This is a genomic window from Actinomadura sp. 6K520 (genome assembly GCF_004349245.1).
Taxonomy (GTDB): domain Bacteria; phylum Actinomycetota; class Actinomycetes; order Streptosporangiales; family Streptosporangiaceae; genus Spirillospora.
Genome location: NZ_SMLC01000016.1, coordinates 13,676 through 37,729, shown reverse-complemented (window position 1 = coordinate 37,729; position 24,054 = coordinate 13,676). Strand labels below are relative to the sequence as shown.

Genomic DNA, 24,054 nt, shown 5'->3' with positions numbered 1-24,054 from the left:
CCCTCGGCTCCGCGCACCCCACGAACCTTCGCACCGTAGCCGGAACGCCCCGCGGAGGGCGATCCGTTTTCGGCGGCACCGGTTAGAACGCCGCTGTCCCGGACGCCATTCCGCCGCCCGCCCGGCGGTCAGCCCGCGCCGTAGACGGGCTCGGGGGCGGGCGCCTTCGCCAGCAGGTCCCGGACGACGTCGCCGACCTCGGCGGGGTCCCACCGCGCGCCCTTGTCGGCCGCGGGGCCGTGCCGGAAGGCGTCCATCACGCAGATCCTGCCGCCCTCGGCCTCGAAGACCCGCCCGGTCACGTCCCGCGACCCGGCGGAGCCGAGCCAGACCACGAGCGGGGAGACGTTCTCCGGTGCCATGGCGTCGAACTCGCCCTCGGCGGGGGCCGCCATCGTCTGCGCGAAGACCTCCTCGGTCATCCGGGTGCGGGCGGCGGGCGCGATCGCGTTGACCGTGACCCCGTACCGGCCGAGCTCGGCGGACGCGACGAGCGTGAGCCCGACGATCCCGGCCTTGGCGGCGGAGTAGTTGCCCTGCCCGACGCTGCCGAGCAGCCCGGCGCCCGAGGACGTGTTGATCACACGCGCGTCCACCTGGCGGCCCGCCTTGGCCTCCGCGCGCCAGTGACGGCCGGCGTGCTTGAGCGGCAGGAAGTGCCCCTTGAGGTGGACGCGCATGACGGCGTCCCATTCGTCCTCGCCCAGGTTGACCAGCATGCGGTCCCGCAGGAAGCCAGCGTTGCTGACGAGCGTGTCGAGCCGCCCGAAGGCGCCGGTCGCCGTCTCGATCAGCGCGGCGGCGCCGGCGTCGGTGGCGATGTCGTCGGTGCTGGCCACGGCCCGCCCGCCGAGCGCCTCGATCTCCCGGACGACGTCCTGCGCGGGTCCCTCCGCGGCGCCGCCGGTGCCGTCCCGCGCGACGCCCAGGTCGTTGACGACGACGAGGGCGCCCTGCCGGGCGAACTCCAGGGCGTGCGCGCGGCCGAGCCCGCGCCCGGCTCCGGTGACGGCGACCACCCGGTCCTTGCAGATCATCGCGACTCCTTCTGTGCTCGGGCTCGGTGAGGGCTCACGGCCGGTTGACGTTGGCGGCGTCGAGGAAGGCGGGGCGCTCTCCCCCGCCGTGCAGCAGCAGCGACGACCCGGTCACGTAGGACGCGAGGTCGGAGGCGAGGAACACGCAGGCGGCGCCGACGTCGTACGGGTCGGCGAGGCGCCCGAGCGGGACGGTGCCCGCCACGGCCGCGATGCCCTCCTCGTCCCCGTAGTGCAGGTGCGCCTGCTCCGTGCGGACCATGCCGAGCGTCAGCGAGTTGACCCGGATGTGCGGCGCCCACTCGACGGCCAGCGACCGGGTGAGGTTGTGCAGGCCGGCCTTCGCGGCGCCGTAGGCGGCGGTTCCGGGCGACGGCCGCTCCCCGCTCACGCTGCCGATGTTGACGATCGAGCCGCCGCCGCCCGCCAGCAGCCGCGGCCGCAGCGCCCGCGCCATGATCAGCGCCGAGACCAGGTTCAGTTCGATGATCTTCAGGTGGGTGCGCAGCTCGCCGTCGGCGAGCGGCAGGAACGGGGCGCCGCCCGCGTTGTTGACCAGCACGTCGACGTGGTCGAGGCCGTCGGCGAACGCCTGCGCGGCGTCCGGGTCGCGGGCGTCGAGCGAGACGAACCGCGCCGTCCGCCCGCCCGCCTCGGGAAGCGACTCCGGCTCGCGCCGGGCGACGGCGACGACGTCGGCGCCCGCCTCCAGGAAGGCGCGGGAGATGCCGGCACCGACACCGCGCACGCCGCCGGTCACCACGGCGGTCTTGCCGCCCAGATCGAGCGTCAGGGACATGCCCCGCCTCCTCCGTGCGCCTCTGCTACCTTCTGTTCTAACAAATGTTTGGTGGAAAGGTAGCGCATGGGAGTCTCCACCACGACCCTGGACGGGGTCGCCGAGATCGTCGTGGACGCGCCGCCGGTCAACGCGCTGACCGTCGCCGGCTGGTACGAGCTGGCCGACGCGCTGCTGGCGGCGGGCCGCGACCCGGGGGTCGGCGCGGTCGTGCTCCGCGCCGAGGGCCGGGGCTTCAACGCGGGCGTCGACATCAAGGAGATGCAGAGCACCGAGGGCCACGCCGCCCTGGTGGGGGCCAACCGCGGCTGCTACGCGGCGTTCGCCGCCGTCTACGACTGCGAGGTCCCGGTCGTGGCCGCCGTGCACGGCTTCTGCCTCGGCGGCGGGGTCGGCCTCGTGGGCAACGCCGACATCGTGATCGCCTCCCAGGACGCCTACTTCGGCCTTCCGGAGGTGGACCGGGGCGCGCTCGGCGCCGCGACCCATCTGGCGCGGCTCGTCCCGCAGCACCTGATGCGCGCGATGGTCTACACGTGCCGCAACGTCACGGCCGGCGAGCTGCATCGCCACGGCTCGGTCCTGGAGGTCGTCCCGCCGGACGAGCTGCGCGCCAAGGCCATGGAGGTCGCCGGGGGCATCGCCGCCAAGGACCGGTACGTCATCCGGCGCGCCAAGGAGTCGCTGAACGGGATCGACCCGATCGACGTCAAGCGCAGCTACCGCTACGAGCAGGGCTTCACGTTCGAGCTGAACCTCACCGGCGCCGGGGACGAGCACCGCGACGCCTTCGTCGCCAAGGGGGCCGAATGAGTTCCAAGGTGCTCTCCGCCGAGGAGGTCGCCGGGTCGCTGGAGAGCGGCATGACCCTCGGGATCGGCGGCTGGGGCTCGCGGCGCAAGCCGATGGCGCTCGTCCGGGCGATCCTCCGCACCCCCGTCACCGACCTCACGGTGGTGGCCTACGGGGGGCCGGACGTGGGGCTGCTGTGCGCGGCGGGCAAGGTCCGGCGCCTGATCACCGCTTTCGTGACCATGGACTCGGTCCCGCTGGAACCGCACTTCCGGAACGCGCGGCAGACCGGTTCGATCGAGCTGACCGAGTACGACGAGGGCATGTTCATGTTCGGGCTGTACGCGGCGGCGCACCGCCTCCCGTTCCTGCCCACCCCCGCCGGGCTCGGCTCGGACGTACTGCGGGTCAACCCGGAGCTGAAGACGGTCCGGTCGCCGTACGAGGACGGCCGGGAGCTCGTCGCCGTCCCGGCCCTGACCATGGACGTGGCGCTCGTCCACATGAACCGCGCAGACTCCCGCGGCAACGCCCAGTACCTCGGCCCCGACCCCTACATGGACGACCTGTTCGCCAAGGCGGCCGACCGGACGTACGTGTCGTGCGAACGCCTGGTCGACACCGCCGACTTCGCCAAGGAGGGTCCGCTGCAGTCCCTGCTGATCAGCCGGGCGCACGTGGCGGGCGTGGTGGAGACGCCGAACGGCGCGCACTTCACCGACTGCGCGCCCGACTTCGGGCGCGACGAGGCGTTCCAGAGGCTCTACGCGCAGTCGGCGGCGGACCCGGACAAGTGGGCCGCGTTCCACGACCGCTTCCTGTCGGGCGACGAGGCCGCCTACCAGGACGCCGTCCGGGCCTGGCAGGAGGAATCCCGATGAGCACCGTCCCGAACACCGCAGAAGGCACCGTCACACGCGCCGAGGTCTGCGCGGCCGCGTGCGCGGACCTGTTCCGGGGCGACGGCGAGATCGTCGCGGCGGCGGTCGCGGGGTTCGTGCCGATGCTGGGGTCGCGACTGGCCCGGGCGACGTTCGAGCCCGATCTGCTGACCACCGACGGCGGCCCCGCGCTGAGCGCCGAGCCCGTCCCGCTCGGCAGGCCGGCGGCGACGGCGGAGGGCTGGCTGCCGTTCCGCGACCACCTGTGGCTCGTCCTGAACGGGCGGCGCCACGTGGTGATGGGCCCGAGCCAGATCGACGCCCACGGCAACACCAACATCTCCTGCATCGGCGACTGGGAGCGCCCGGCACGGCAACTCCTCGGCGTGCGCGGCGGACCCGGCAACACGCTGCTGAACACGACGAGCTACTGGGTGCCGAAGCACTCCACCCGGGTGTTCACCGAGAAGGTCGACATGGTGAGCGGGATCGGCTGGGACCGGGGCGCCCACGAGATCCGCGCCGTGGTCAGCAACCTCGCGGTGCTCGACTTCGACACCCCGGACAGGCGGATGCGGCTCCGCTCGGTGCACCCGGGTGTCCGCGTCGAGGACGTGGTGGCCGCCACGGGCTTCGAGCTGGTCGTACCGGACGAGGTACCGGAGACGCGGCTCCCGGACGACGAGGAACTGCGGGTCATGCGCGAGGTACTCGACCCCAGGGGCCTGAGGGAGAGGGAAGTCCCGGCATGAGCGAGCAGGTGCTCGACACGGCGCTGACGCGGCTGACGGGCGTCCGGCACCCGGTCGTCCAGACGGGGATGGGCTGGGTGGCCGGCCCGCGGCTGGTCACCGCCGTCGCGAACGCGGGCGGCCTCGGCATCCTGGCGTCGGCGACGATGACGCTCGACCAGCTCGCCGGCGCGATCCAGGAGGTCAAGGACCGCACGGACGCGCCGTTCGGCGTCAACCTGCGCGCCGACGCCGGCGACGCGGGCGACCGCATCGACCTCCTGATCAAGGAGGGCGTCCGGGTCGCCTCGTTCGCGCTCGCGCCGAAGCGGGAGCTGATCGCCAAGCTGAAGGACGCCGGCCTGGTGGTGATCCCGTCGGTCGGCGCGCGGCGGCACGCGGAGAAGGTCGCGGGCTGGGGCGCCGACGCCGTCCTCGTGCAGGGCGGCGAGGGTGGCGGGCACACCGGTCCCGTCGCGACGACGCTGCTGCTGCCGCAGGTCGTGGACGCGGTGGACATCCCGGTGATCGCCGCCGGGGGCTTCTTCGACGGGCGCGGCCTCGCCGCGGCCCTCGCCTACGGCGCGGCGGGCGTCGCGATGGGCACCCGGTTCCTGCTGACGTCCGACAGCTCCGTCCCGGACGCGGTCAAGCAGGTGTACCTCCGGACCGGGGAGACGGTGGTGACCCGCCAGGTCGACGGGATGCCGCACCGGGTGCTGCGCAGCGAGCTGGTCGACGCCCTGGAGGGCTCAAGCCGGGTCGGCGGGCTCGTCCGGGCGCTGCGCAACGGCGCCCGGTTCAAGAAGCTGTCCGGCATGTCGTGGCGGGAGATGATCGCCGACGGCAGGACGATGAAGCACGGCAAGGACCTGTCGTGGTCGCAGGTGCTCATGGCCGCGAACACGCCGATGCTGCTGAAGGCGGCCATGGTGGACGGCCGTCCCGACCTCGGGGTGATGGCGTCCGGCCAGGTCGTCGGCGTCATCGACGACCTCCCGACCTGCGGCGAGCTGATCGGGAGCATCGTGGCGCAGGCCGCGGAGGCGATCGCCGCCCAGCAGGCGGCGCTGGTCAGCCCGCGGCCTCCAGGAGGCGGCGGCCGATGATCATCTTCTGGATGTCGGCGGTGCCCTCGCCGATCAGCAGCATCGGCGCCTCGCGGTAGAGGCGCTCGATCTCGTACTCGGTGGAGTAGGCGTAGCCGCCGTGGATGCGGAACGCGTCCTCCACGACCTCCTTGCAGTACTCGCCGGCGAGGTACTTGGCCATGCCCGCCTCCAGGTCGTTGCGCTCGCCGGAGTCCTTGCGGCGGGCCGCCATCACCACCATCTGGTGCGCGGCCTCGATCTTGGTGGCCATCTCCGCGATGCGGAACAGGACCGCCTGGTGCTCGGCGATCGGCCTGCCGAACGTCTCGCGCTGCCGCGCGTAGGCCACGGCCAGCTCGTAGGCGCGCTTCGCGACGCCGCAGGCCCGCGCGGCGACGTTCACGCGGCCGACCTCGACGCCGTCCATCATCTGGTAGAAACCGCGGCCGGGGGTCCCGCCGAGGATCTGCGCGGACGGGATCCGGAAGCCGTCGAAGAGCAGTTCGGTCGTGTCGATGCCCTTGTAGCCCAGCTTCCCGATCTTGCCGGGGACGGTGAGGCCGGGCGCGACCTCGCCGAAGCCGGGGGTCTTGTCCACGAGGAACGTCGTCATGCCGCGGTGGCCGGCGTCCGGATCGGTCTTGACGAGGGTGGCGACGAGGTTGGCGGAGGCGCCGTTCGTCAGCCACATCTTCTGGCCGTCGATGACGTGGTGGTCGCCGTCCGGGACGGCGCGGGTGGTGATCGCCGAGACGTCGGAGCCGCAGCCGGGCTCCGACATCGAGAACGCGCCGCGGATCTCCCCGGCCGCCATCTTCGGCAGGTAGTGCGCCTGCTGCTCGGCGGTCCCGTGCTGGGTGATCATCCAGGCGACGATGAAGTGGGTGTTGATGATGCCGGACACGCTCATCCAGCCCCGGGCCAGTTCCTCGACCACCAGCGCGTAGGTCAGCAGCGACTCGCCGAGGCCGCCGTGCTCCTCGTCGATCATGAGGCCGAACAGGCCGAGGTCCTTCATCGTGTCCACGATCGCCTGCGGGTACTCGTCGGCGCGCTCCAGCTCGGCGGCGACCGGGATGATCTCCTTCGCGACGAACGCGCGCACGGTCGCGATGATCTCCCGTTGCTCGTCCGACAGCCCGTGCGTCTGCTGCAGCCTGCTCACGTGCGCGTTCCTCCCGGCCGGAATTCAATTTTTTATACGATATGCGGGCGCCGGGTGCGGGCCGAAGCGGGGTCCGTCCCTATTCGTGCCGCCCCTCCCAGAAGCCCTGCCCCTCCAGGTGGACGACCAGCAGCGTGCCCGCGTGCCGGATGTGGGCGCGCATCGCGTGCCGTGCGGCGCCCGCGTCGCCGGCCCGCAGCGCGGCCAGGACGAGGTGGTGGTCGTCCACCGAGGCCTGGCTCCAGCCCTGGATGCTGGAGTAGAAGCGGCGCGGCGCGTACCGCACGACGAGGCGCAGCAGCCAGGCCGTCTTGGGCGAGTCCGCGCACAGGTTGACCACCCGGTGGAACTGGTGGTTCGCCGCCTCGATGGCGTCGGAGTCCCTGGCCTCGGACGCCCGCTCCAGCAGCGCCTGCGTCCGGGCGAGCGATTCCAGCTCCGCCTCGGTGATCTTCTCGGCGGCGCGGGCGGCCAGCTCGCCGGCGAAGTACGCCTGCGCCTCGAACAGGTCCTGGACGTCCTGCCGGGTCAGCGGGGCGGGCATGAAGCCCCGCCGCGGCTCCAGCGTGACGAAACCCTCGCCGCGCAGCGACAGCAGGGCCTCCCGGACGGGGGTGACGCTGATCCCGAGATCCTCGGCGATCCGCTCCAGGCGCAGGAACTCCCCGTGCCCGACCTGGCCCGACATGATGAGCTCGCGCACGTAGGCGGCCACCTCGTCGCTCAGCTGGCGGCGCCGGCCGAGGGCCCGTCCACCGGTGGGTGCCACTGTCATCTCTCCCCCGCGCCTGTGTCGTCACATCATGTTGACATCCCGGGTCGGCAAATCAAATATATGAAATATCCGGGATGGGCCCGTGCGGGAGGAGACCGGCAGCAGTGTTCACGCTCAGCGACGAGGAGCGCGCGATCGTCGAGGTCGTCGCGGACTTCGTCGACAAGGAGGTCCGCCCGGTCGCCCGGGACCTGGAGCATGCGGGGACCTATCCCGCCAACCTCATCGACCGCATGAAGGAACTCGGCGTGTACGGCCTCGCCGTGCCCGAGCCGTACGGCGACGTCGGGGTGTCCAAGGCGTGCTACGCGCTGGTCACCGAGGAGCTGGCCCGCGGCTGGATGACCCTCGCCGGGGCGTTCGGCGGGCACACGGTCGTCTCGCACCTGCTCGCCGTGTTCGGCACCGAGGAGCAGAAGGCCCGTTACCTGCCCCGGATGGCCACCGGCGAGCTGCGCGCCACGATGGCGCTGACCGAGCCGTCCGGCGGCTCGGACCTGCAGGCGATGACCACGACCGCGCGGCGCCGCGGCGACCGGTACGTCGTCGACGGCGCCAAGATGTGGATCACCAACGCGCGCACGTCGGGCCTGATCGCGCTGATGTGCAAGACCGACCCGGACGCGGCGCCGCGGCACCGCGGCATCAGCATCCTGCTGGCCGAGAAGGGCCCCGGGCTGAGCGTCTCCCGTGACCTGCCCAAGCTCGGCTACAAGGGCGTGGAGAGCTGTGAGCTGTCGTTCGACGGCTACGAGGCGCCGCTCGGCGCGGTGCTCGGCGGCGAGGAGGGGCAGGGGTTCGCCCAGATGATGCGCGGCCTGGAGGTGGGCCGGATCCAGGTGGCCGCACGCGCGCTCGGCGTGGGACGCGCCGCCCTGGAGGACTCCCTGCGCTACGCCCAGGAACGCGAGGCGTTCGGCAAGCCGATCTGGCAGCACCAGTCCATCGGCAACTACCTCGCCGACATGGCCACCCAGTTGCGCGCCGCACGGCTGCTCACGCTCGACGCCGCCACGCGCCTCGACACGGGCGTGCGCTGCGACATGGAGGCGGGCATGGCCAAGCTCTACGCGTCCGAGGCGGCCATGCAGATCGCGCTGAACGCGGTCCGCATCCACGGCGCCGCCGGCTACTCCACCGAGTTCGACATCGAGCGCTACTTCCGCGACGCCCCGCTCATGATCGTCGGTGAGGGGACCAACGAGATCCAGCGCAACGTGATCGTCAAGCAGCTCATCGACCGGAACCGGATCTAGCGGCCCGGCGCTCCCGTCCGCGGCCGGGCCGGTTCACGGCCGGGCGGCGGGGTCCTCGCCGGCGCGGATCCAGTCGAAGGTGCGCGCCACGGCGCGCTTCCAGTTGTCGTACTCGGCGGCGCGGTGTCCCGGTTCCATGGCCGGGACCCACCGGCCCGCGCGGTGCCAGTTGCGGCGCAGCCCTTCGAGCCCGGCCCAGTAGCCGACGGCGAGCCCGGCGGCGTAGGCGGCGCCGAGCGACACCGTCTCGACGACCATCGGGCGGGCCACCGGCACGTTCAGCACGTCGGCGACCAGCTGCATGACGAGGTTGTCGGACGTCATGCCGCCGTCGGCCTTCAGCTCCTTCAGCGCCAGCCCGGAGTCGGCGTTCATGGCGTCCACGACCTCGCGCGTCTGCCAGCCGGTCGCCTCCAGCACGGCCCGCGCCAGGTGCCCCTTCGTGATGTAGGAGGTCAGGCCGACGATGATGCCGCGGGCCTCGCTGCGCCAGTGCGGGGCGAACAGCCCCGAGAACGCCGGGACGATGTAGCAGCCGCCGTTGTCGTCGACCGACCGGGCCAGGGTCTCGATCTCCGGCGCGGTGCTGATCAGCCCGAGGCCGTCCCGGAACCACTGCACCAGCGCGCCGGTGATGGCGATGGAGCCTTCGAGGGCGTACACGGCGGGCTCGTCACCGATCTTGTAGCCGACGGTGGTGAGCAGCCCGTTGTCCGACCGCACCGGCGCGGTCCCGGTGTTCATCAGCAGGAACGCGCCCGTCCCGTAGGTGCACTTGGTCTCGCCCGGGGAGAAGCACGTCTGCCCGAACAGCGCGGCCTGCTGGTCGCCCAGGGCCGCGCCGACGCGGACGCCGGGGAACACGCGGCGGGCCGTGCCGTAGGTCTCGGTGGACGACCTGATCTCCGGCAGCATCGCCTTCGGGACGCCGAAGAAGTCGAGCAGCCCGTCGTCCCAGGACAGCGTGTGCAGGTTCATCAGCAGCGTGCGGCTGGCGTTGGTCACGTCGGTGACGTGGACGCCGCCGTCGGCGCCGCCGCTGAGGTTCCAGATCAGCCAGCTCTCCATCGTGCCGAACAGCACCTCGCCGCGTTCCGCGCGTTCCCGCAGGCCGGGCGTGTGGTCGAGCATCCAGCGGACGCGCGGCGCCGAGAAGTAGGTGGCCAGCGGCAGCCCGCTGCGCTCGGTGACCGCCGCGGCGCCGGGGGCGCGGGCCAGCTCGTCCACGAGCGCGCCGGTCCGCAGGTCCTGCCAGACGATGGCGCGGCCGACCGGGACGCCGGTCCGCCGGTCCCACAGGACGGTCGTCTCGCGCTGGTTGGCGATCCCGACGGCCGCGATCTGCGCCGTGGACGCCCCGGCCTGCGCGAGGGCCTCGGGCGCGATGCGCTCGAGGTTGCGCCAGATCTCCATGGGATCGTGCTCCACCCAGCCGGGCCGCGGGAAGTGCTGCCGGTGCTCGCGCTGCGCGACGGCCACCAGCCGGCCGCCGTGGTCGAACAGGATGCACCGGGTCGAGGTCGTGCCCTGGTCGATCGACATCACGAAGCGTTCGGCCACGGCCGACCCCCCTGCCCGCGGCGGGCGGCCGCGGGGGCCGCCGCCTGCCGGGCGTCACCGGCGCGAGCCGCCGAGGTCCCGGGAGACCGCCCGGGCCGCGTCGCGCACGAACGCCACGAGCCTCGGCTCCGGGACGCGGCGGGTGTCGCAGATCCGCTCGACCGCGCCGGAGATCCCGATGGCGCCGACGACCAGCCCCCCGTGCCCGCGGATCGGCGCCGCGATCCCGGCCTCGCCGGCCGACAGCTCCTCGGCCTCGGCGGCCCACCCGTTCTCCCGGACGCGGGCGGCGGCCCGGGCGAGCTCCCGCGGGTCGGTGATCGTGCGCCGGCAGTACGACTCCAGGACGGTGTCGCGGATGGACGCCGCCGCGTTGGCGTCGTGGGCGATGAGCGCCTTGCCGAGCGCGGTGGCGTGCAGCGGGAGCAGCGAGCCGACGTCCATGGCCTGGGGCGTGTCGTCGGGACGGAACACGTGGTGGACGACGAGGACCTTGCCGTCCAGCGGCGTCCCGATGCGGACGGCCTCGCCGCTGCGGGACGCGAGGGCGTCGGCCCAGTTGATGGCGCGCGACCGCAGCTCGTTGACGTCCAGGTAGCTGGTGCCGAGGTGCAGCAGCGCGGCGCCGAGCCGGTACTTGCCGGAGCCGTCTTCCTGCTCGACGAAGCCGACGCGTTCCAGGGTGCGCAGGAGGCCGTGCGCGGTGCCCCGGGCGAGACCGAGGGACCTGGCGACCTCCCCGGCGCCGAGCCGGCCCGGACCGGCGGCGAGCAGGCGCAGGATCGCGGCGGCCCGCTCGATCGACTGCACGGGCCCGGGCATGGATTCGAGGCTAGCGCCGGCCCCGATCCGCCGACAATGCCGGCGGCCGCCGTGATCACCGTCCCCGATTCCGCGAATTGCCCGGATTCTGCGATCTTGTGCACACGGTGGAGGGTAACCGCCCCCCGAGAAAGGGGAAAGTAGTCGATATTGTGGGCAACGGCCCGATATACGGTTTTCGAGGCGACTTACCGTCCCGGCCAGGCCGTCAGGCCGGGATGACGGGACAGTGGGTGCCCTTGTAGACCGTGGGGACGCAGCGGTTGCAGTGGATGCACAGGGACGGGGTGGACGGGTCCGCCGCGATGCGGTTCACCAGGTCGGGTTCGCGGAGGAGCGCGCGGGCCATGGCGACGAACTGGAACCCCTCCGCCATGGCCTTGTCCATGGTCGCGCGGTCGGTGATCCCCCCGAGCAGGATGAGCGGCAGGTCGAGTTCGGCGCGGAACCTGCGCGCGTGTTCGAGCAGGTACGCGTCCTGGTAGGGGTAGACGCGCAGGAACCTCTTGCCGAACATCCGCATGCCGACGCGCATCGGCAGCTTGTAGTTGGCGGCGAACTCGGGGATGGGCATCTCCCCGCGGAACAGGTACATCGGGTTGAGCAGCGAGCTCCCGGCGGTCAGTTCCAGCGCGTCGACGGTGCCGTCCTCCTGGAGGCGGCGCGCCACGTACAGGCTGTCGTCGATCTCCAGGCCGCCGCGGACGCCGTCGCGCATGTTGAGCTTGGCGGTGATCGCGATCCGGTCGCCGACCTCGTCCCGGACGGCGCGGGCGATGCCGAGCGGGACCTTCGCGCGGTTCTCGATCGGGCCGCCGTAGGCGTCCTTGCGCCGGTTCAGGCGGGGGCTGAGGAACGAGCTGGCGAGGTAGTTGTGCCCGAAGTGGATCTCGACCGCGTCGAAGCCCGCCTCGATCGCCAGGCGGGCGGCGTCGGCGTGCGCCCGGGTGATGCGGTCGATGTCCCCGGCCGTGGCGACCTTGGTGAAGCGCATGCCGAGCGGGTTGAAGAACCGCCCGGCCGAGATCGCGGGGAGCCGGGTCGAACTCGCGTCCGCGACGGGGCCGGCGTGCCCGATCTGCGCCGAGGCGGCGGCGCCCTCGGCGTGGACGGCGTCGGTGAGGCGCCGCAGCCCCGGCACGGCCTCGGGCCGCATCCAGATCTGCCCGCCCTCCGTCCGCCCCTCCGGCGCGACCGCGCAGTACGCGACGGTCGTCATGGCCACTCCCCCGGCCGCGGGACGCCGGTGGTACTCGATCAGATCGTCGGAGACCACCGCGTCGGGCGTCATCCCCTCGAAGGTCGCGGCTTTGATCACGCGATTGCGCAGGGTCAGCGGCCCGAGCCGGGCCGTTTCGAACACGTCCACAACCAACTCCGTTTCGTCCCAAAACCCAGGACCCAAGCCACCAAGACCCAAGCCACCAAGACCTCAGCCACCATCACGGGAGGCACGGCCGGAGGGCGCCCTGCGCCCGGAGGCCGTGCCTCCCGCCGGTCGAGCAGCCGTTTCACGAGACGCGGAGCGGATCGTGAAACGGCTGCTCGACCGCAACGGGGGTTCCAGGGGGTCGCCCCCTGGGCAAACACAGCTAGCACCGTTCGATGATGGTGACGTTGGCCTGGCCGCCGCCTTCGCACATGGTCTGGAGGCCGTAGCGGCCGCCGGTGCGCTCCAGTTCGTGCAGGAGGGTCGTCATGAGGCGGGCGCCGGTGGCGCCGAGGGGGTGGCCGAGGGCGATGGCGCCCCCGTTGGGGTTGGTCGTGGCCGGGTCGGCGCCGGTCTCCTTCAGCCAGGCGAGGACGACGGGCGCGAACGCCTCGTTGATCTCGACGGCGTCGATGTCGCCGATCGTCATCCCGGCCTTCTTCAGCGCGTAGGCGGTGGCGGGGATCGGCGCGGACAGCATCCTGATCGGGTCCTCGCCGCGGGCGGAGATGTGGTGGATGCGGGCGCGGGGGGTGAGCCCGTGGTCCTTGACGGCCTGCTCGGAGGCGATGAGCAGCGCGGCGGCGCCGTCGGAGATCTGGGAGGAGACGGCCGCGGTGAGCCGTCCGCCGTCCACGAGGGTCTTCAGGCCCGCCATCTTCTCCAGGGTGGTGTCGCGGCGCGGTCCCTCGTCGGTGGTCACGCCCTCGTAGGGGACGATCTCGCGCTCGAACCGCCCCTCGTCGATCGCGCTGATGGCGCGCTGGTGCGACGCGTAGGCGAACTCCTCCATCTCCTCGCGGGACAGGTCCCAGTCGCGGGCGATCATCTCGGCGCCGTTGAACTGCGTCACCTCGGCGTCGCCGTAGCGGTTCGCCCAGCCCTTCGAACCGGCGAACGGGCCCTGGGTGAAGCCGAGCGGCTCGGCGGCGGTCATCGCGTACGCGATGGGGATCTGCGACATGTTCTGCACGCCGCCCGCGACGACCAGGTCGGACGTACCGGAGAGGACGGCCTGCGCGGCGAAGTGGACGGCCTGCTGCGACGAGCCGCACTGCCGGTCGACGGTGACGCCGGGGACCTCCTCGGGCAGGCCGGCGGCGAGCCAGCAGGTGCGGGCGATGTCGCCGGCCTGCGGGCCGACGGTGTCGACGCAGCCGAAGACGACGTCCTCGACGGCGGAGGGGTCGGCCTTCGTGCGGTCCATCAGCGCCGACAGCACGTGCGCGCCGAGGTCGGCGGGGTGCGCGCCGGACAGGCCGCCGCCGCGCCGCCCGACCGGAGCGCGGACCGCGTCGACGATGTATGCCTCGGCCATGGGGTGTCTCCTTCGTGGGGCTAGCTCGTGCGTGGTGCCTGGCTCGTGCGTGGGATGCGGCTCGCCTGGATGCCTTCGAGGAACATGGCGAGGTACTGCTTGGCGATGTCGTCGGCGGACAGCCGCCCGCCCGGCTGGTACCAGTTGGCGGCGACCCAGACGGTGTCGCGGATGAACCGGTAGACGAGGCCCGGGTCGAGGTCGGCGCGGAACGCGCCCTCCCGCACGCCCCGCTCCAGCAGGGAGAGCCACATGTCCTCGAAGCGGCGCCGCGACTCGTTCAGGTACCGGAACCGTTCGCTCGTCGCGAGGTGCTTGGATTCGTTCTGGTAGATGACGACGGCGGGCCGGTGCCGGTCTATCGAGCGGAACGACTCGACGACGACGCCCTCCAGGGTGTCGCGTGCGCTGAGCCCCGCCTCCAGGACGCGCTCGTAGGCGGCCCACATCTCGTCCAGGAAGGTCGACAGGATCTCGTCGGCCATCGCCTCCTTGGAGTCGAAGTGGTAGTAGAGGCTGCCGCCGAGGATGCCCGCGGCGTCGGCCACCTTCCGGACGGTGGTGGCGGAGTAGCCCTGGGAGGCGAACACCTCGGCGGCCGTGGCGAGCAGCTCGGCCCGCCGTTCCGCGCGGGCGGCGGCGGTGCCCTCGGCGTCGCGCCGTCGTGGACTCATGCGTGTTCCTATGCGTGCTGGGAGGAGACGGAGACGACCTCGCCCGTCATGTACGAGGAGTAGTCGCTGGCCAGGAAGACGATAACGTTGGCCACCTCCCATGGTTCCGCGTAGCGGCCGAACGCCTCGCGGCGGGTCAGCTCGTCCAGCAGTTCCTCCGACGTCACCTTCACCAGGTGCGGGTGCATGGCGAGCGACGGGGAGACGGCGTTGACCCGGACGCCGAAGCCGGCGGCCTCCAGCGCGGAGCAGCGGGTGAGGGCCATGACCCCGGCCTTGGCGGCGGCGTAGTGGGACTGCCCCTTCTGCGCCCGCCAGCCGATCACCGAGGCGTTGTTGACGATGACGCCGGAGCCCTGGTCCCGCATGATCCGCAGGGCGGCGCGGGTGCAGCGCATGGTGCCGTTGAGCGTGATGTCGAGGACGCGGCTCCACTGCTCGTCGGTCATGTCGACCAGCTCGGCCGTCCCGCCGAGGCCCGCGTTGTTGACCGCGACGTCGATGCGGCCGAAGCGTTCCACGGCCAGGTCGTAGAGGGCCTGGACCTGCTCCTCGGACGTCACGTCGCAGGGCAGGGCCGCGACCCGGTCCGCGCCGAACTCCTTCGCCAGCTCCTGCGCGGACGCGGTGAGCCGCCGCTCGTGCGCGTCGGAGATCAGGACGCGGGCGCCCTCCTCCAGGCAGCGGCGCGCGGTCGCGCCGCCGATCCCGGCGCCCGCCGCCGCGGTGATCACGACGGCGCGGCCGTCGAGCAGGCCGTGTCCGGGAACGTAGGGGGGCGTCATCGGCGTGCCTCTCTGCTCGCGGCCGGTTCACGGGGCAGGCCGAGGACGCGCTCGGCGATGATGTTGCGCTGGATCTCGTTCGACCCGGCGTAGATCGTGTCGGAGCGGGAGAACAGGAACAGCCGCTGCCAGTCGTTCAGGTCGTAGGGTGCGCCGTCGGCGACGAGGCCGGCGGCGCCGAGGACGTCCATCGCCAGCTCCCCCAGCTCCCGGTGCCAGGTGCTCCAGACGAGCTTGGAGATGGACGACTCAGGCCCGGGCGCCCCGGCGGCGATGCCCGCCATCGTCCGCACCGCGTTCAGGCGCATGATCTCCAGGCCCATGTACGACCTCGTCAGCCGGTCGCGCAGCAGCGGGTCGGCGATGGCGCCGGTGCGGCGGGCCAGTTCCGCGACGCCCTCGAACTCGCGGCGGAACCCGACCTGCTGGCCGAGCGTCGCGACGCCCCGCTCGAAGCCGAGCGTCGCCATCGCGATCTTCCAGCCGTCGCCGGGCGCGCCCACGATGTTCGCGGCATCGGTGCGGGCGCCGTCGAAGAAGACCTCGTTGAACTCCGAGGTCCCGGTGAGCTGGACGATCGGGCGGATGTCGACGCCGTCCTGCTTCATCGGGACGAGCAGGTAGGACAGCCCGCGGTGCCGCGCCGACCCGGGCTCGGTGCGGCAGACGACGAAGCACCAGTCGGATTCGAGGGCCAGCGACGTCCAGACCTTCTGGCCGTTGATCAGCCAGTGGTCGCCGTGGAGTTCCGCGCGGGTCTGCACGTTGGCGAGGTCGGAGCCGGCGTCGGGCTCGGAGTATCCCTGGCACCACAGCTCCTCGACCGCGACGATCGGCGGGAGGAACCGGGCGCGCTGCTCGGCGGTGCCGAACGCGATGATCGTGGGGCCGAGGAGGTTCTCGCCGATGTGGTTGACCCGGGCGGGGCCGTCCGCGAGCGCGTACTCCTCGTGGAAGATCACCTGCTGCTCGACGGTGGCGCCGCGGCCGCCGTACTCCTCGGGCCAGCCCACGCACGTCCAGCCGGCGGCGGCCATGTGCCGCTCCCAGGCCAGCCGCTCCTCGAACGCCTCGTGCTCGCGGCCGGGGCCGCCGAGCCCGCGGGCGTGGGCGAACTCTCCCGACAGGTTCGCCTCGAGCCAGTCGCGGACCTCGGCGCGGAACGCCCGGTTCGCCGGGGAGTCGTTCTGTGTCACGCCGCGCACTCTACCAAACAGTTGTTAGAAAGAATCGCTCCCCAGTGCGGGCTCGGCCGCGCGTTCCGCCACCGGTCCGGAGACGCGCGACGGCGCCCGGACGGGCCGCCTGCCCGCGGCCTCCTCCGCCGGAGCGGGCGGCGGTTCGCGGTGGAGAAGATCGAGGAGCCGGTCCCAGCGGGCGAGGACCGCGTCCGGGTGAAAGCGGGTGACCGACGCGCGGGCTCCGGTGCCGAGGGCGCGGCGCAGCTCCGGGTCCTCGATGAGGCGCTCCAGCTCCCGCGCGAACGCGGCGGTGTCGCCCGCGTCCACGAGCACGCCGCCTCGCTCGTCCCCGAGCAGGGCCCGGACGCCGGGCGCGCAGTTGAAGGCGACCGTCGGCAGCCCGTACGCCATGGCCTCCAGCACCGACATCGGGAAGCCCTCCGCCCGCGACGGCAGCGCGAACACCGACGCCTCCACGAGCGCCTCCTCCACGTCGTCGACCACGCCGCGGAACTCCACCGAGCCCGACAGCCCGGACGCCCGCACCCGCTCGCGCAGGTCCTCCCCGTCCGGCCCGCCGCCGTAGACGTGCAGCCGCCAGCCGGGGTGGCGCTGGGCGACCCGCTCCCACACCTCCAGCATCAGGTCCACGCCCTTCTCGTACGAGAGGCGGCCCACGCAGGCCACGACCGGGAGGTCGAGGGTCGGATGGACGGTGGGGGCGACGTGCAGCGCGTTCGGGATGTAGTCCACGTTCGTCATCCCGTCCCTGGCCCAGGCGTCGGCGTCCTCCTCGGTGAGCACCAGGAAGCGGTCCACGCCGGCGTAGTTCTCCCTGACCCTCCGGTACCGGGACGACCTGCGGGTGGCCCAGAACGACTCGTGGCTCATGCCCACCACGCGCAGCCCCGCCGTGTCGGCCCGCCGCACCCACTCCATCGCCCACACCTGCGCCACGATGACCACCGCTCCCGGCCGCGCGGCGGCGAACAGCTCCGACAGCCGGGCGGCGCCGCGCCGCTGCGCCGCCGTCCGCCGCAGGTCCCGGCCGCGCGCGGCCGGGTTCAGGCGCTCGCGGACCCTCCGGGGACGCCACGCCATCGCGGGCGCCCGCCACTCCCTGTGCAGCACCTCGACGGCGTAGGAGCCGTCCCTCCCGTGGTGGTGGCGCTCCGGACCGCTCGTGATCGCGACGAGGGTGACCCGGTCACCGCGCCCGGCCAGCAGCCGCGCCATGTGGTGCGCCCAGCGCTGCAGGCCGCCCATCTCGTCGGCGTTGTTGCACACGATGAAGACGTCACGCGGTGCGGCCATTCCTCTTCCCCCTGTGGCGTTGCGGTTCCGCGGCCCGGAAGTAGCGGTCCACGACCGCCCGGGCGGCGGTGCCCCGGTCGTGCTCGCCGAAGCGCGCGGCGAAGGCGCGGCGCCGGGCGGCGTGGACGGCCTCCGCACCGTTCAGCCCGGCGAGCGCCGCAACGAGCTCGTCCTCGGTGCGGGTGATCGGCCCCGGGGCGTGCCGTTCCAGGTCGAAGTAGCCGGTGACGCGGTCCCGGCCGTCCGGCAGGTGCAGCACGATCGGGCGGTCCAGGAGCGCGAAGTCGAACATGATCGAGGAGTGGTCGGTGATCAGCGCGTCCGCGAGGATCAGCAGCGGGGTGACGTCGGGCACGGCGCCCACGTCCCGCATCACCGCGTGCGAGCCGGGCGGGAGGTTGGCCTGGCACAGGTAGTGCGGGCGGACGAGCAGGACGAACTCGTCCCCCAGTTCCCGCGCGAACACCTCGGGATCGAGAGGCGGCTCCAGCAGCCGGACCGGGCGGCCCTTCGGCCCCGTCATGTACGTCGGCGCGTACAGGACGGCGCGGCGGCCGTCGCCCAGCCCGAGGCAGGCCCGGAGGGCGGCGACCTCGGCGGCCAGTTCCGGGTCTCCGTCCACGCCGTTGACCAGGGGATCGTTGCGCGGGTAGCCGACCGGGAGGAGCTCCGAGCGGACGCCGAGGCCCCCGCACAGCGTCTCCGCGTCGTGCCCGGACCGGACGAGGAAGCAGTCGTAGCGATCGACCATCCGCCGCAGCCGCGCCCGCTCCGCGGCGGCACCGCCCTTGAGCCGGGGCTGGTCGAGACCCATCAGCTTGAACGCGGACCCGTGCCAGGTCTGGATGTAGGTGGTCTCCGGCCGCTTGCGGAGACCGTCCGGGTACCCCTGGTTGTCGATCCAGAACTCGGCCCGCGCCAGGGCCAGGAAGTAGGCCCAGGACCCGCGCTTGACCAGCTCGGCGTCGCGCGGGAACCCCTCGGGGGACGACGCGTACGACCACACGGCCCGGACCGGGAGGCCGGCGCGGCGCAGCTCCCGGTAGACGTACTTCGGGTTGTCCGAGTACTGCTTGCCGAGCTGGCTCTCGAACACCGACAGGCCCGGCCGGACCGGCAGCCGGCTCAGCACCCGGTTGAACACCGCGACCTTGGTCTTGCGCGAGGTCAGCGTACGGCGGACGCTCCTGCCCGGCCGCCGCGCACGCCGCAGGGCCCGCCGCACGGCCCGGGCCACGGGGACGCGGCGCGCGGCCGCGGCGGCCGGCCGCGCCCACGGGCCGCCCCCCTCCAGCGTGAACGCCAGGTGCCCGCCCCCCGTGACGTACGAGCGGAGCCGGTCCCCGGCGAGCCGGGTCAGCCGGGGCCGGACGGGCAGCGCGACACCGGCCAGCCGGGGCGACCCGCGGCCCTCGCCGAGCCGGGTGACCACGTCCTCGCCGTCCACCCGGAGGCGGAGCCGCACGTCCCAGACCGGGTCGATGAGCCCGGCCGGCCGGATCGTGGTGACGGGGTCGAACTCGGCCGCCCAGCCGAGCCGGTCGCCCTCGTGCCACACCCTCGCCCGGACCTTCGATCCGCGGGCGCGGCGGCGCCGGTCGCGGAACTCCAGCGTGCCGGACAGGCCGGCGTCCGGGCCGATCCGGTCCAGCGGGTTCAGCACGTGCCCGGCCATGCGGACCCGGCCTCCCCGCATCTCCAGTTCGGTCACCGTGTTGGCCGGCCGCAGATCCTTCAGGGGACGCAGGTGGAAGCCGAAGTCCGTGACGTCCAGGACGCGGCGGCCGAGGGCACCGCGGGGGCGGCCGGCGCCCCAGAAGACGCGCCCGTCCCGCTCCACGAGCCGCGCGCGCAGCTCGGGCCGCTTCTCGGGGGCGTACTCCGCGGCCGCGAGCGCTCCCGCGTGATCCCCCTCACGCACCAGGTACGCGGCGATCGCGGGCAGCGTGTTGGCCTCCTCGAACACGCGGGGGTTCAGCTCCGCCAGGTAACCGGCGGCGAGATCGAGAAGCCGCTCCTGGTAGCCGAGGTCGCGGCCGCGCATCTCCCGCAGGTAGAGCACCAGGTCGTGGTTGATGAACTTGACGTCCTTGGCCCGTCCCAGATCGTGGGCGCCGCGCAGCGCGAACAGCATGTCGATGCGCCGGTGGATCTCCAGGCGGTCGGCGAAGTTCGCCAGTTCCGCGCGCCTGTTGGAGATGGAGGGCGCGGGCGTCCGCTCCCTGACCAGCCAGTTGTAGACGCGGTGCGGGATCAGCGCCGTCCGTCGCGCCGCCAGGTAGGCCTCGGCGGTGAACAGAAGGTCCTCGTAGTGGAGGTCCTCGACGAACCGGAGGCCGTGCTCCTGCAGGAAGGACCTGCGGTAGGCCTTGTTGGTCGACAGGGTGTCGTAGAGGAGGCGGGGGTTCTCCTCCAGCGACCCGAACACGGCCCTGCGCCGGTAAAGCCAGGGATACCAGGGGCGGACGCGTTCCCGCGCGCCCGGCGGCAGGTCCAGGAAGATCCGGTCGCACCGCCCGGAAACGAGGTCGGCGCCGGTGTCCTCGGCCGTGCCGAGCAGGTTCAGGCAGGCGTGCCGGTCCAGCAGGTCGTCGCTGTCGAGGAACATCACGTACCGGCCGGTGGACGCCTCGACGCCCGCGTTGCGCGGGCGGCCGCAGCCACCGGAGTTCGACGGCAGATGAACCGCCCGGACGCGGCCCGGGTGCGCGGCGGCGAGCCGGTCGGCGACCTCCGCCGTGCCGTCGGTGCTCGCGTCGTCGACGATGACGGTCTCGACACCGCCCAGCGACTGCCCCAGCGCCGACCCGACGGCGTGCGGCAGCCTCCGCGCGTCGTTGTAGGCGATCACGACCACACTCAGATCCGGGCGCACTGGCATCCCCCCGCGGCTTCGGCTCCGGGGACGCCCCCAGACCTCCGGCGACGGCGCCCGGCCCCGGCCTTCCTCGCTCGTGGACGCTCCCCTCTCCAGGCGCCGGTCGGACGCGCGTGCACGGATTCCTTTCCAGGAACGCCGTGCTGAGGTCCAAGAGCGATCAAAGGCTGTCAATGGTTGGCATTACCCGACTTCACCGGAGAGATGGGGCACCCGGCCGGGGGACGCCAGAAGGCGCCCGGCGTGGTGCCGGGCGCCTCCTGGGAACGAGACCACGTGGAACACGGATGTGGCCGCGCGGTGGATCAGGCCTTGTAGTCGGGGTATCCGTAACCCACGATCATGGACTTGCTGCGGTTCTTCTTCTCCACCTTGTCGTTGGTGTTGCCCTCGATGGTGGTGACGGTGCCGTTGCCGTTGTCCTTGACGACGATCCCGACGTGGTCGATGGCGCCGATGCTGCTGCTCTTGTCCCAGTCGAAGAACACGACCGAGCCGGGCTTGGCCTTCTGGCCCCAGCGGCCGCTGTCCTTGAACCAGGAGGCGTGCTGGACGGTGTAGGCGTCCCAGCCCATGTTCTTCACGCCGGTCTGGGCGCCGAGCCACGAGACGAACATGTTGCACCACTGCGCGCCGTTGTAGGCCCCGACCGAGAACCCGCCGTCACGCTCGGCGGTGGCCTTGGCGTGCGGGGTCGACACGAACCAGTCGTGGTACTTGGTCTGGCCGCCCCGGCCCTCCGAGATGCCGACCTGCTTCTCGGCCAGCTTGATCACCTCGGACGGGTCGACGTCGCGCGGCGGCACCTTGTAGCCCGCCTCGCGGGCCTCGGCGGTCGAGAGGGTCGCGGACTCGCTCGACCGGTTCGACTGGTTCGAGACGCTCGCCGCGACCGAGCCGTTCTTGGCGGCCGCCTGGGCGGTGGTCTCCGCCGCCGCGTCGCCGGCGAGGGGGTTGAAGAGCGCGAGCCCGACGGCTCCCGCGAGCACCGCGCCGACGGCGGCACCGACCGCCTTGTCCTCGGCGGTGACGTTGTCCATGGAAAGTCGATTGAAACGACTGGTCATGCAGGGAATCTCCTTGTCTTCCATGACGCCTACCGGGTTAGCTGACGGATTCGGGCATGGAAGTAGCCCTACGGCGCGACTCTTCGGACGCGCCGATTCACCCCTGGAACCTGGGTCCCCGGCTCCGTGCCGGTCGGATTCGACCGGACGGACTCGGCCTCGCACCGCGGGCGCGGTGCTGACTGTTCGGATTTATCTCAGCGACTGATCTCGGTGAGGGGGCGCGCATCGTCTGGCGCGCATCGCGTGCGGGATCCGCTCCGCGATCCTCGGCCACGACATGGGGCGGCCGGTGGCAACGCATGGGACGCGCTGCGTGATTCGGATAGAAGGTATCAACCTTCTCAAGGAATGCAAATCGCGGACAAAGCACTGTCTTGCCTGCTCAAAGCCCTTCCAAGACACCACCAACAGCGTCCGGCCCGGATGTCTTCCCGATCACCGGGCGACTGGCCCTCAGCCCTTTGCAGCCGGGGCCTCCCGGCTTCGGGGAAAAGGTAAAAGACCCGGGGACGGCGACGGCCGGCACATGGCGGTTCGCCACGTACCGGCCGTCCGCACCCCCGGTTATGCGTGGTGCACATCACACGGCGCGGATCTCCCGCACCGAAACATGGTGTTCGTCACTCCACGCGGACGGCGAAGAGCGTGGTGTCGTCGGCCGCCCGGTCGTGCTCCATGCGCGCCAGGACCTCGTCCAGCACCAGCTCCGGCCGGGTGGAGGAGTCCTGCAGGATGTCGGTGAGGCGGGTTATCCGCTCGTCCAGGTCGGCGTCCCTGCGCTCCACCAGCCCGTCCGTGTACAGGAAGATCACGTCGCCCGGGTAGAGCGGGGTGGAGATCGTCGTGTACTCCCAGTCCGTCACCGCGCCGAGCATCGGGTCGCGGACGACCTCCAGGCGCTCCGCCCGGCCGTCCCTGATCAGGATCGGCGGCGGATGGCCGGCGCACGTCCACTCCAGGACCCGGCGCCCCGGCTCGTACACGCCGACGATGGCGGTCCCCGTCGCCGTCGGATCCATGGTGCCCACCAGTTCGTTCAGCCAGCCCACCAGCCGTCCCGCGGGCTCGCCCGTGCAGGCGAGGCCCAGCAGCCCGTTGCGGCTGCGCGCCATCGCCGCGGCCGCGGGCAGCCCGTGCCCGGCCGCGTCCCCGATAGCGAACAGCGCGCGCCCGTCCGCCAGTGCGCGGGTCGCGTACCAGTCACCGCCGATGCGGGCGGTGCTCTCCGCCGCGAGGCTGCGGATCGCCGTCACCAGGCCCGGCAGCCGCTCGGACTCGTCCTCGTCCGGCAGGATCGCGCGGCGCAGCGTCACCGCCACCCGCCGCTCCTGCGCCATCCGCTCCTGCTGCTTCAGCATCTGCCGCCGGGTCTCGGCCAGCGCCCGCTCCACCCCGCGCCGCCGCGTGATGTCCTGCGAGACGATGTTGATCGAGACCGGCAGCCCGGACTCGCCCAGCACCGGCTCGGCGAACATCCACAGGTGCCGCGGTGCGCCGTCCGGGCCGATCACGCGGTGCTCGGTCTCCACCGGCTCCCGGCGGGAGAACATCGTCTGGACGGCCTCCTCGACCAGCGGGAGATCGTCCTCGGCCACGGCCTTCGGCAGGTCGTGCGGCGACGGCGGCACCTCGTCGGGACCGAGCGCGTAGTTGGCCAGCATCTGCGGCGTCCAGTCCGCTTCGCCCGTGGCCAGGTCCCACTCGCCGAACCCCACCAGGGCGAGCCGCTCGACCCGCTCCAGCCGCCGCACCGTCCGGTCCTCGGCGTGGTGGTACCGCCAGGTCAGGCAGATGCCGGTCGGCACCGCCACGCACCGCACGCTCGTCCGGGACGAACGGGACAGCCCGCGCTGGGCGGTCGTGTAGGGAATCGAGGAACGTTCCAAGCTGGTGCCGCTCTCCAGGACCTCGATGTAGTCGTCGAACAGCCCGCTCTGCACCGTCCCCGGATCGGTCTGCAGGAGCCGCTGCCCCGTCAGTTCCTCCCTGCCGCGGCCGAACATGTCCCGGGCACCCGCATTGAGGTCCACGTAGAGGAAATCCGTCACGTTGCCGTCCGACCCGCGCACCGGGACCAGATGGGCCGACGAATCCAGCGTCGCGTCCAGCACGGCCTGCGCCATCGGGTCGTCCGGCACCCGGTCGAGGATCTCCTCGTCTCCCGCGGTGTCCTCGGCCGTCACCCGGCGCAGCACGTCCTCGACCTCCGACAGCGCGGCCCGGCGCTCGGCCGTGCCGCCCTCCGTCCGGGGGGCGCGACGCCCCGCCAGCACGGCCCCCACCGACCCGCCCTCACCATCCCTGACCAGCAGGGATGCCGCCTCGGCAAGCCCCATGTCGAGGTCGCGGGCGAGCCAGATCAGATGCTGCAGGGCCTCCCCGGGCGGAACTCCGAGCCGCCTGGCCAGCATGACGCGCGCCTCCGACAACACCGCGCGGTCGCGCGCGGCGTCTCGCAGGCCGTCAAGATCCGCAACGTGCACCCCGGGCTGGGTG

Annotated in this window: 20 protein-coding genes and 1 riboswitch; of the genes, 5 read left to right on the top strand and 15 right to left on the bottom strand. The window is 72.5% G+C overall.

Annotated elements, in window-relative coordinates; genetic code table 11:
• Nucleotides 1-128 precede the first annotated feature (128 nt).
• Nucleotides 129-1,037, bottom strand: coding sequence for an SDR family oxidoreductase (locus E1289_RS06885; protein ID WP_131976471.1), 909 nt, complete (start codon nucleotides 1,035-1,037; stop codon nucleotides 129-131).
• A 34-nt stretch (nucleotides 1,038-1,071) separates the two neighbouring features.
• Nucleotides 1,072-1,836, bottom strand: a complete 765-nt coding sequence (locus E1289_RS06880) for an SDR family oxidoreductase (protein WP_131976469.1) — start codon at nucleotides 1,834-1,836, stop codon at nucleotides 1,072-1,074.
• A 66-nt stretch (nucleotides 1,837-1,902) separates the two neighbouring features.
• Here E1289_RS06880 and E1289_RS06875 point away from each other — a divergent pair, with 66 nt between their 5' ends.
• The 4 genes from E1289_RS06875 to E1289_RS06860 are packed head-to-tail and all read left to right on the top strand — an operon-like array spanning nucleotide 1,903 to nucleotide 5,349.
• Entirely contained in the window at nucleotides 1,903-2,649 is a 747-nt protein-coding gene (locus E1289_RS06875; protein ID WP_131976467.1) for an enoyl-CoA hydratase family protein, read from the top strand.
• Nucleotides 2,646-3,509 carry a CoA-transferase gene (locus E1289_RS06870; RefSeq protein WP_131976465.1) on the top strand — a complete coding sequence of 288 codons (864 nt, stop codon included), beginning with the start codon at nucleotides 2,646-2,648 and terminating at the stop codon, nucleotides 3,507-3,509. The genes E1289_RS06875 and E1289_RS06870 overlap by 4 nt, the downstream gene beginning before the upstream one ends.
• Nucleotides 3,506-4,261 (top strand): CoA-transferase, encoded by a 756-nt coding sequence (locus tag E1289_RS06865; protein ID WP_131976463.1) that lies wholly within the window; start codon nucleotides 3,506-3,508, stop codon nucleotides 4,259-4,261. Before E1289_RS06870 ends, E1289_RS06865 begins: the two co-directional genes overlap by 4 nt.
• Nucleotides 4,258-5,349 (top strand): nitronate monooxygenase, encoded by a 1,092-nt coding sequence (locus tag E1289_RS06860; RefSeq protein WP_131976461.1) that lies wholly within the window; start codon nucleotides 4,258-4,260, stop codon nucleotides 5,347-5,349. Before E1289_RS06865 ends, E1289_RS06860 begins: the two co-directional genes overlap by 4 nt.
• Here the strand turns inward: E1289_RS06860 and E1289_RS06855 are convergent.
• Both E1289_RS06855 and E1289_RS06850 read right to left on the bottom strand, forming a co-directional pair.
• On the bottom strand, nucleotides 5,315-6,496 hold the full coding sequence (locus tag E1289_RS06855; RefSeq protein WP_131976459.1) for an acyl-CoA dehydrogenase family protein: 1,182 nt from the start codon (nucleotides 6,494-6,496) through the stop codon (nucleotides 5,315-5,317). The genes E1289_RS06860 and E1289_RS06855 overlap by 35 nt on opposite strands.
• A gap of 79 nt (nucleotides 6,497-6,575) precedes the next feature.
• The gene (locus E1289_RS06850) at nucleotides 6,576-7,271 is read right to left on the bottom strand and encodes a GntR family transcriptional regulator (RefSeq protein WP_131976457.1); all 696 of its coding nucleotides are present in this window, start codon (nucleotides 7,269-7,271) and stop codon (nucleotides 6,576-6,578) included.
• A gap of 74 nt (nucleotides 7,272-7,345) precedes the next feature.
• Between E1289_RS06850 and E1289_RS06845 the strand changes: the two genes are divergently transcribed.
• Nucleotides 7,346-8,527 carry an acyl-CoA dehydrogenase family protein gene (locus E1289_RS06845; RefSeq protein WP_131976455.1) on the top strand — a complete coding sequence of 394 codons (1,182 nt, stop codon included), beginning with the start codon at nucleotides 7,346-7,348 and terminating at the stop codon, nucleotides 8,525-8,527.
• A gap of 33 nt (nucleotides 8,528-8,560) precedes the next feature.
• On the opposite strand, the gene glpK is transcribed toward E1289_RS06845, so the two are convergent.
• The 11 genes from glpK to E1289_RS06790 form a co-directional block, all read right to left on the bottom strand.
• Nucleotides 8,561-10,087 (bottom strand): glycerol kinase GlpK, encoded by a 1,527-nt coding sequence (gene glpK, locus E1289_RS06840; RefSeq protein ID WP_131976453.1) that lies wholly within the window; start codon nucleotides 10,085-10,087, stop codon nucleotides 8,561-8,563.
• Nucleotides 10,088-10,141: 54 nt separating this feature from the next.
• Nucleotides 10,142-10,909: an IclR family transcriptional regulator gene (locus E1289_RS06835; RefSeq protein ID WP_131976451.1), complete on the bottom strand. Its 768-nt coding sequence runs from the start codon at nucleotides 10,907-10,909 to the stop codon at nucleotides 10,142-10,144.
• Between the two features lie 208 nt (nucleotides 10,910-11,117).
• Nucleotides 11,118-12,278: an NADH:flavin oxidoreductase gene (locus tag E1289_RS06830; protein WP_207928830.1), complete on the bottom strand. Its 1,161-nt coding sequence runs from the start codon at nucleotides 12,276-12,278 to the stop codon at nucleotides 11,118-11,120.
• 223 nt (nucleotides 12,279-12,501) lie between these two features.
• A complete protein-coding gene (locus E1289_RS06825) occupies nucleotides 12,502-13,656 on the bottom strand; it encodes an acetyl-CoA C-acetyltransferase (RefSeq protein ID WP_131976446.1) in 1,155 nt (384 codons plus the stop codon).
• A gap of 20 nt (nucleotides 13,657-13,676) precedes the next feature.
• Complete coding sequence (locus E1289_RS06820) at nucleotides 13,677-14,330, bottom strand: TetR/AcrR family transcriptional regulator (RefSeq protein ID WP_131976444.1); 654 nt, start codon at nucleotides 14,328-14,330, stop codon at nucleotides 13,677-13,679.
• 8 nt (nucleotides 14,331-14,338) lie between these two features.
• Nucleotides 14,339-15,115: an SDR family oxidoreductase gene (locus E1289_RS06815; RefSeq protein WP_131976442.1), complete on the bottom strand. Its 777-nt coding sequence runs from the start codon at nucleotides 15,113-15,115 to the stop codon at nucleotides 14,339-14,341.
• Nucleotides 15,112-16,311, bottom strand: a complete 1,200-nt coding sequence (locus E1289_RS06810) for an acyl-CoA dehydrogenase family protein (RefSeq protein ID WP_131976440.1) — start codon at nucleotides 16,309-16,311, stop codon at nucleotides 15,112-15,114. Before E1289_RS06810 ends, E1289_RS06815 begins: the two co-directional genes overlap by 4 nt.
• 24 nt (nucleotides 16,312-16,335) lie before the next feature.
• On the bottom strand, nucleotides 16,336-17,610 hold the full coding sequence (locus tag E1289_RS06805; RefSeq protein WP_131976438.1) for a glycosyltransferase: 1,275 nt from the start codon (nucleotides 17,608-17,610) through the stop codon (nucleotides 16,336-16,338).
• Nucleotides 17,594-20,485: a CDP-glycerol glycerophosphotransferase family protein gene (locus E1289_RS06800; RefSeq protein WP_207928829.1), complete on the bottom strand. Its 2,892-nt coding sequence runs from the start codon at nucleotides 20,483-20,485 to the stop codon at nucleotides 17,594-17,596. The genes E1289_RS06805 and E1289_RS06800 overlap by 17 nt, the downstream gene beginning before the upstream one ends.
• A gap of 308 nt (nucleotides 20,486-20,793) precedes the next feature.
• Nucleotides 20,794-21,555: a CHAP domain-containing protein gene (locus tag E1289_RS06795; protein WP_243712663.1), complete on the bottom strand. Its 762-nt coding sequence runs from the start codon at nucleotides 21,553-21,555 to the stop codon at nucleotides 20,794-20,796.
• 11 nt (nucleotides 21,556-21,566) lie between these two features.
• Nucleotides 21,567-21,710: riboswitch (cyclic di-AMP (ydaO/yuaA leader) on the bottom strand.
• A 468-nt stretch (nucleotides 21,711-22,178) separates the two neighbouring features.
• Nucleotides 22,179-24,041 (bottom strand): PP2C family protein-serine/threonine phosphatase, encoded by a 1,863-nt coding sequence (locus E1289_RS06790; protein WP_243712662.1) that lies wholly within the window; start codon nucleotides 24,039-24,041, stop codon nucleotides 22,179-22,181.
• Between the last annotated feature and the right edge of the window lie 13 nt (nucleotides 24,042-24,054).

Excerpts from the sequence above, each read along its gene's own strand:
- E1289_RS06885 (WP_131976471.1), bottom strand. The coding sequence starts at position 1,037 with ATGATCTGCAAGGACCGGGTGGTCGCCGTCACCGGAGCCGGGCGCGGG.
- E1289_RS06880 (WP_131976469.1), bottom strand. The coding sequence starts at position 1,836 with ATGTCCCTGACGCTCGATCTGGGCGGCAAGACCGCCGTGGTGACCGGC.
- E1289_RS06875 (WP_131976467.1), top strand. The coding sequence starts at position 1,903 with ATGGGAGTCTCCACCACGACCCTGGACGGGGTCGCCGAGATCGTCGTG.
- E1289_RS06870 (WP_131976465.1), top strand. The coding sequence starts at position 2,646 with ATGAGTTCCAAGGTGCTCTCCGCCGAGGAGGTCGCCGGGTCGCTGGAG.
- E1289_RS06865 (WP_131976463.1), top strand. The coding sequence starts at position 3,506 with ATGAGCACCGTCCCGAACACCGCAGAAGGCACCGTCACACGCGCCGAG.
- E1289_RS06860 (WP_131976461.1), top strand. The coding sequence starts at position 4,258 with ATGAGCGAGCAGGTGCTCGACACGGCGCTGACGCGGCTGACGGGCGTC.
- E1289_RS06850 (WP_131976457.1), bottom strand. The coding sequence starts at position 7,271 with ATGACAGTGGCACCCACCGGTGGACGGGCCCTCGGCCGGCGCCGCCAG.
- E1289_RS06845 (WP_131976455.1), top strand. The coding sequence starts at position 7,346 with ATGGGCCCGTGCGGGAGGAGACCGGCAGCAGTGTTCACGCTCAGCGAC.
- E1289_RS06835 (WP_131976451.1), bottom strand. The coding sequence starts at position 10,909 with ATGCCCGGGCCCGTGCAGTCGATCGAGCGGGCCGCCGCGATCCTGCGC.
- E1289_RS06825 (WP_131976446.1), bottom strand. The coding sequence starts at position 13,656 with ATGGCCGAGGCATACATCGTCGACGCGGTCCGCGCTCCGGTCGGGCGG.
- E1289_RS06820 (WP_131976444.1), bottom strand. The coding sequence starts at position 14,330 with ATGAGTCCACGACGGCGCGACGCCGAGGGCACCGCCGCCGCCCGCGCG.
- E1289_RS06815 (WP_131976442.1), bottom strand. The coding sequence starts at position 15,115 with ATGACGCCCCCCTACGTTCCCGGACACGGCCTGCTCGACGGCCGCGCC.
- E1289_RS06805 (WP_131976438.1), bottom strand. The coding sequence starts at position 17,610 with ATGGCCGCACCGCGTGACGTCTTCATCGTGTGCAACAACGCCGACGAG.
- E1289_RS06795 (WP_243712663.1), bottom strand. The coding sequence starts at position 21,555 with ATGACCAGTCGTTTCAATCGACTTTCCATGGACAACGTCACCGCCGAG.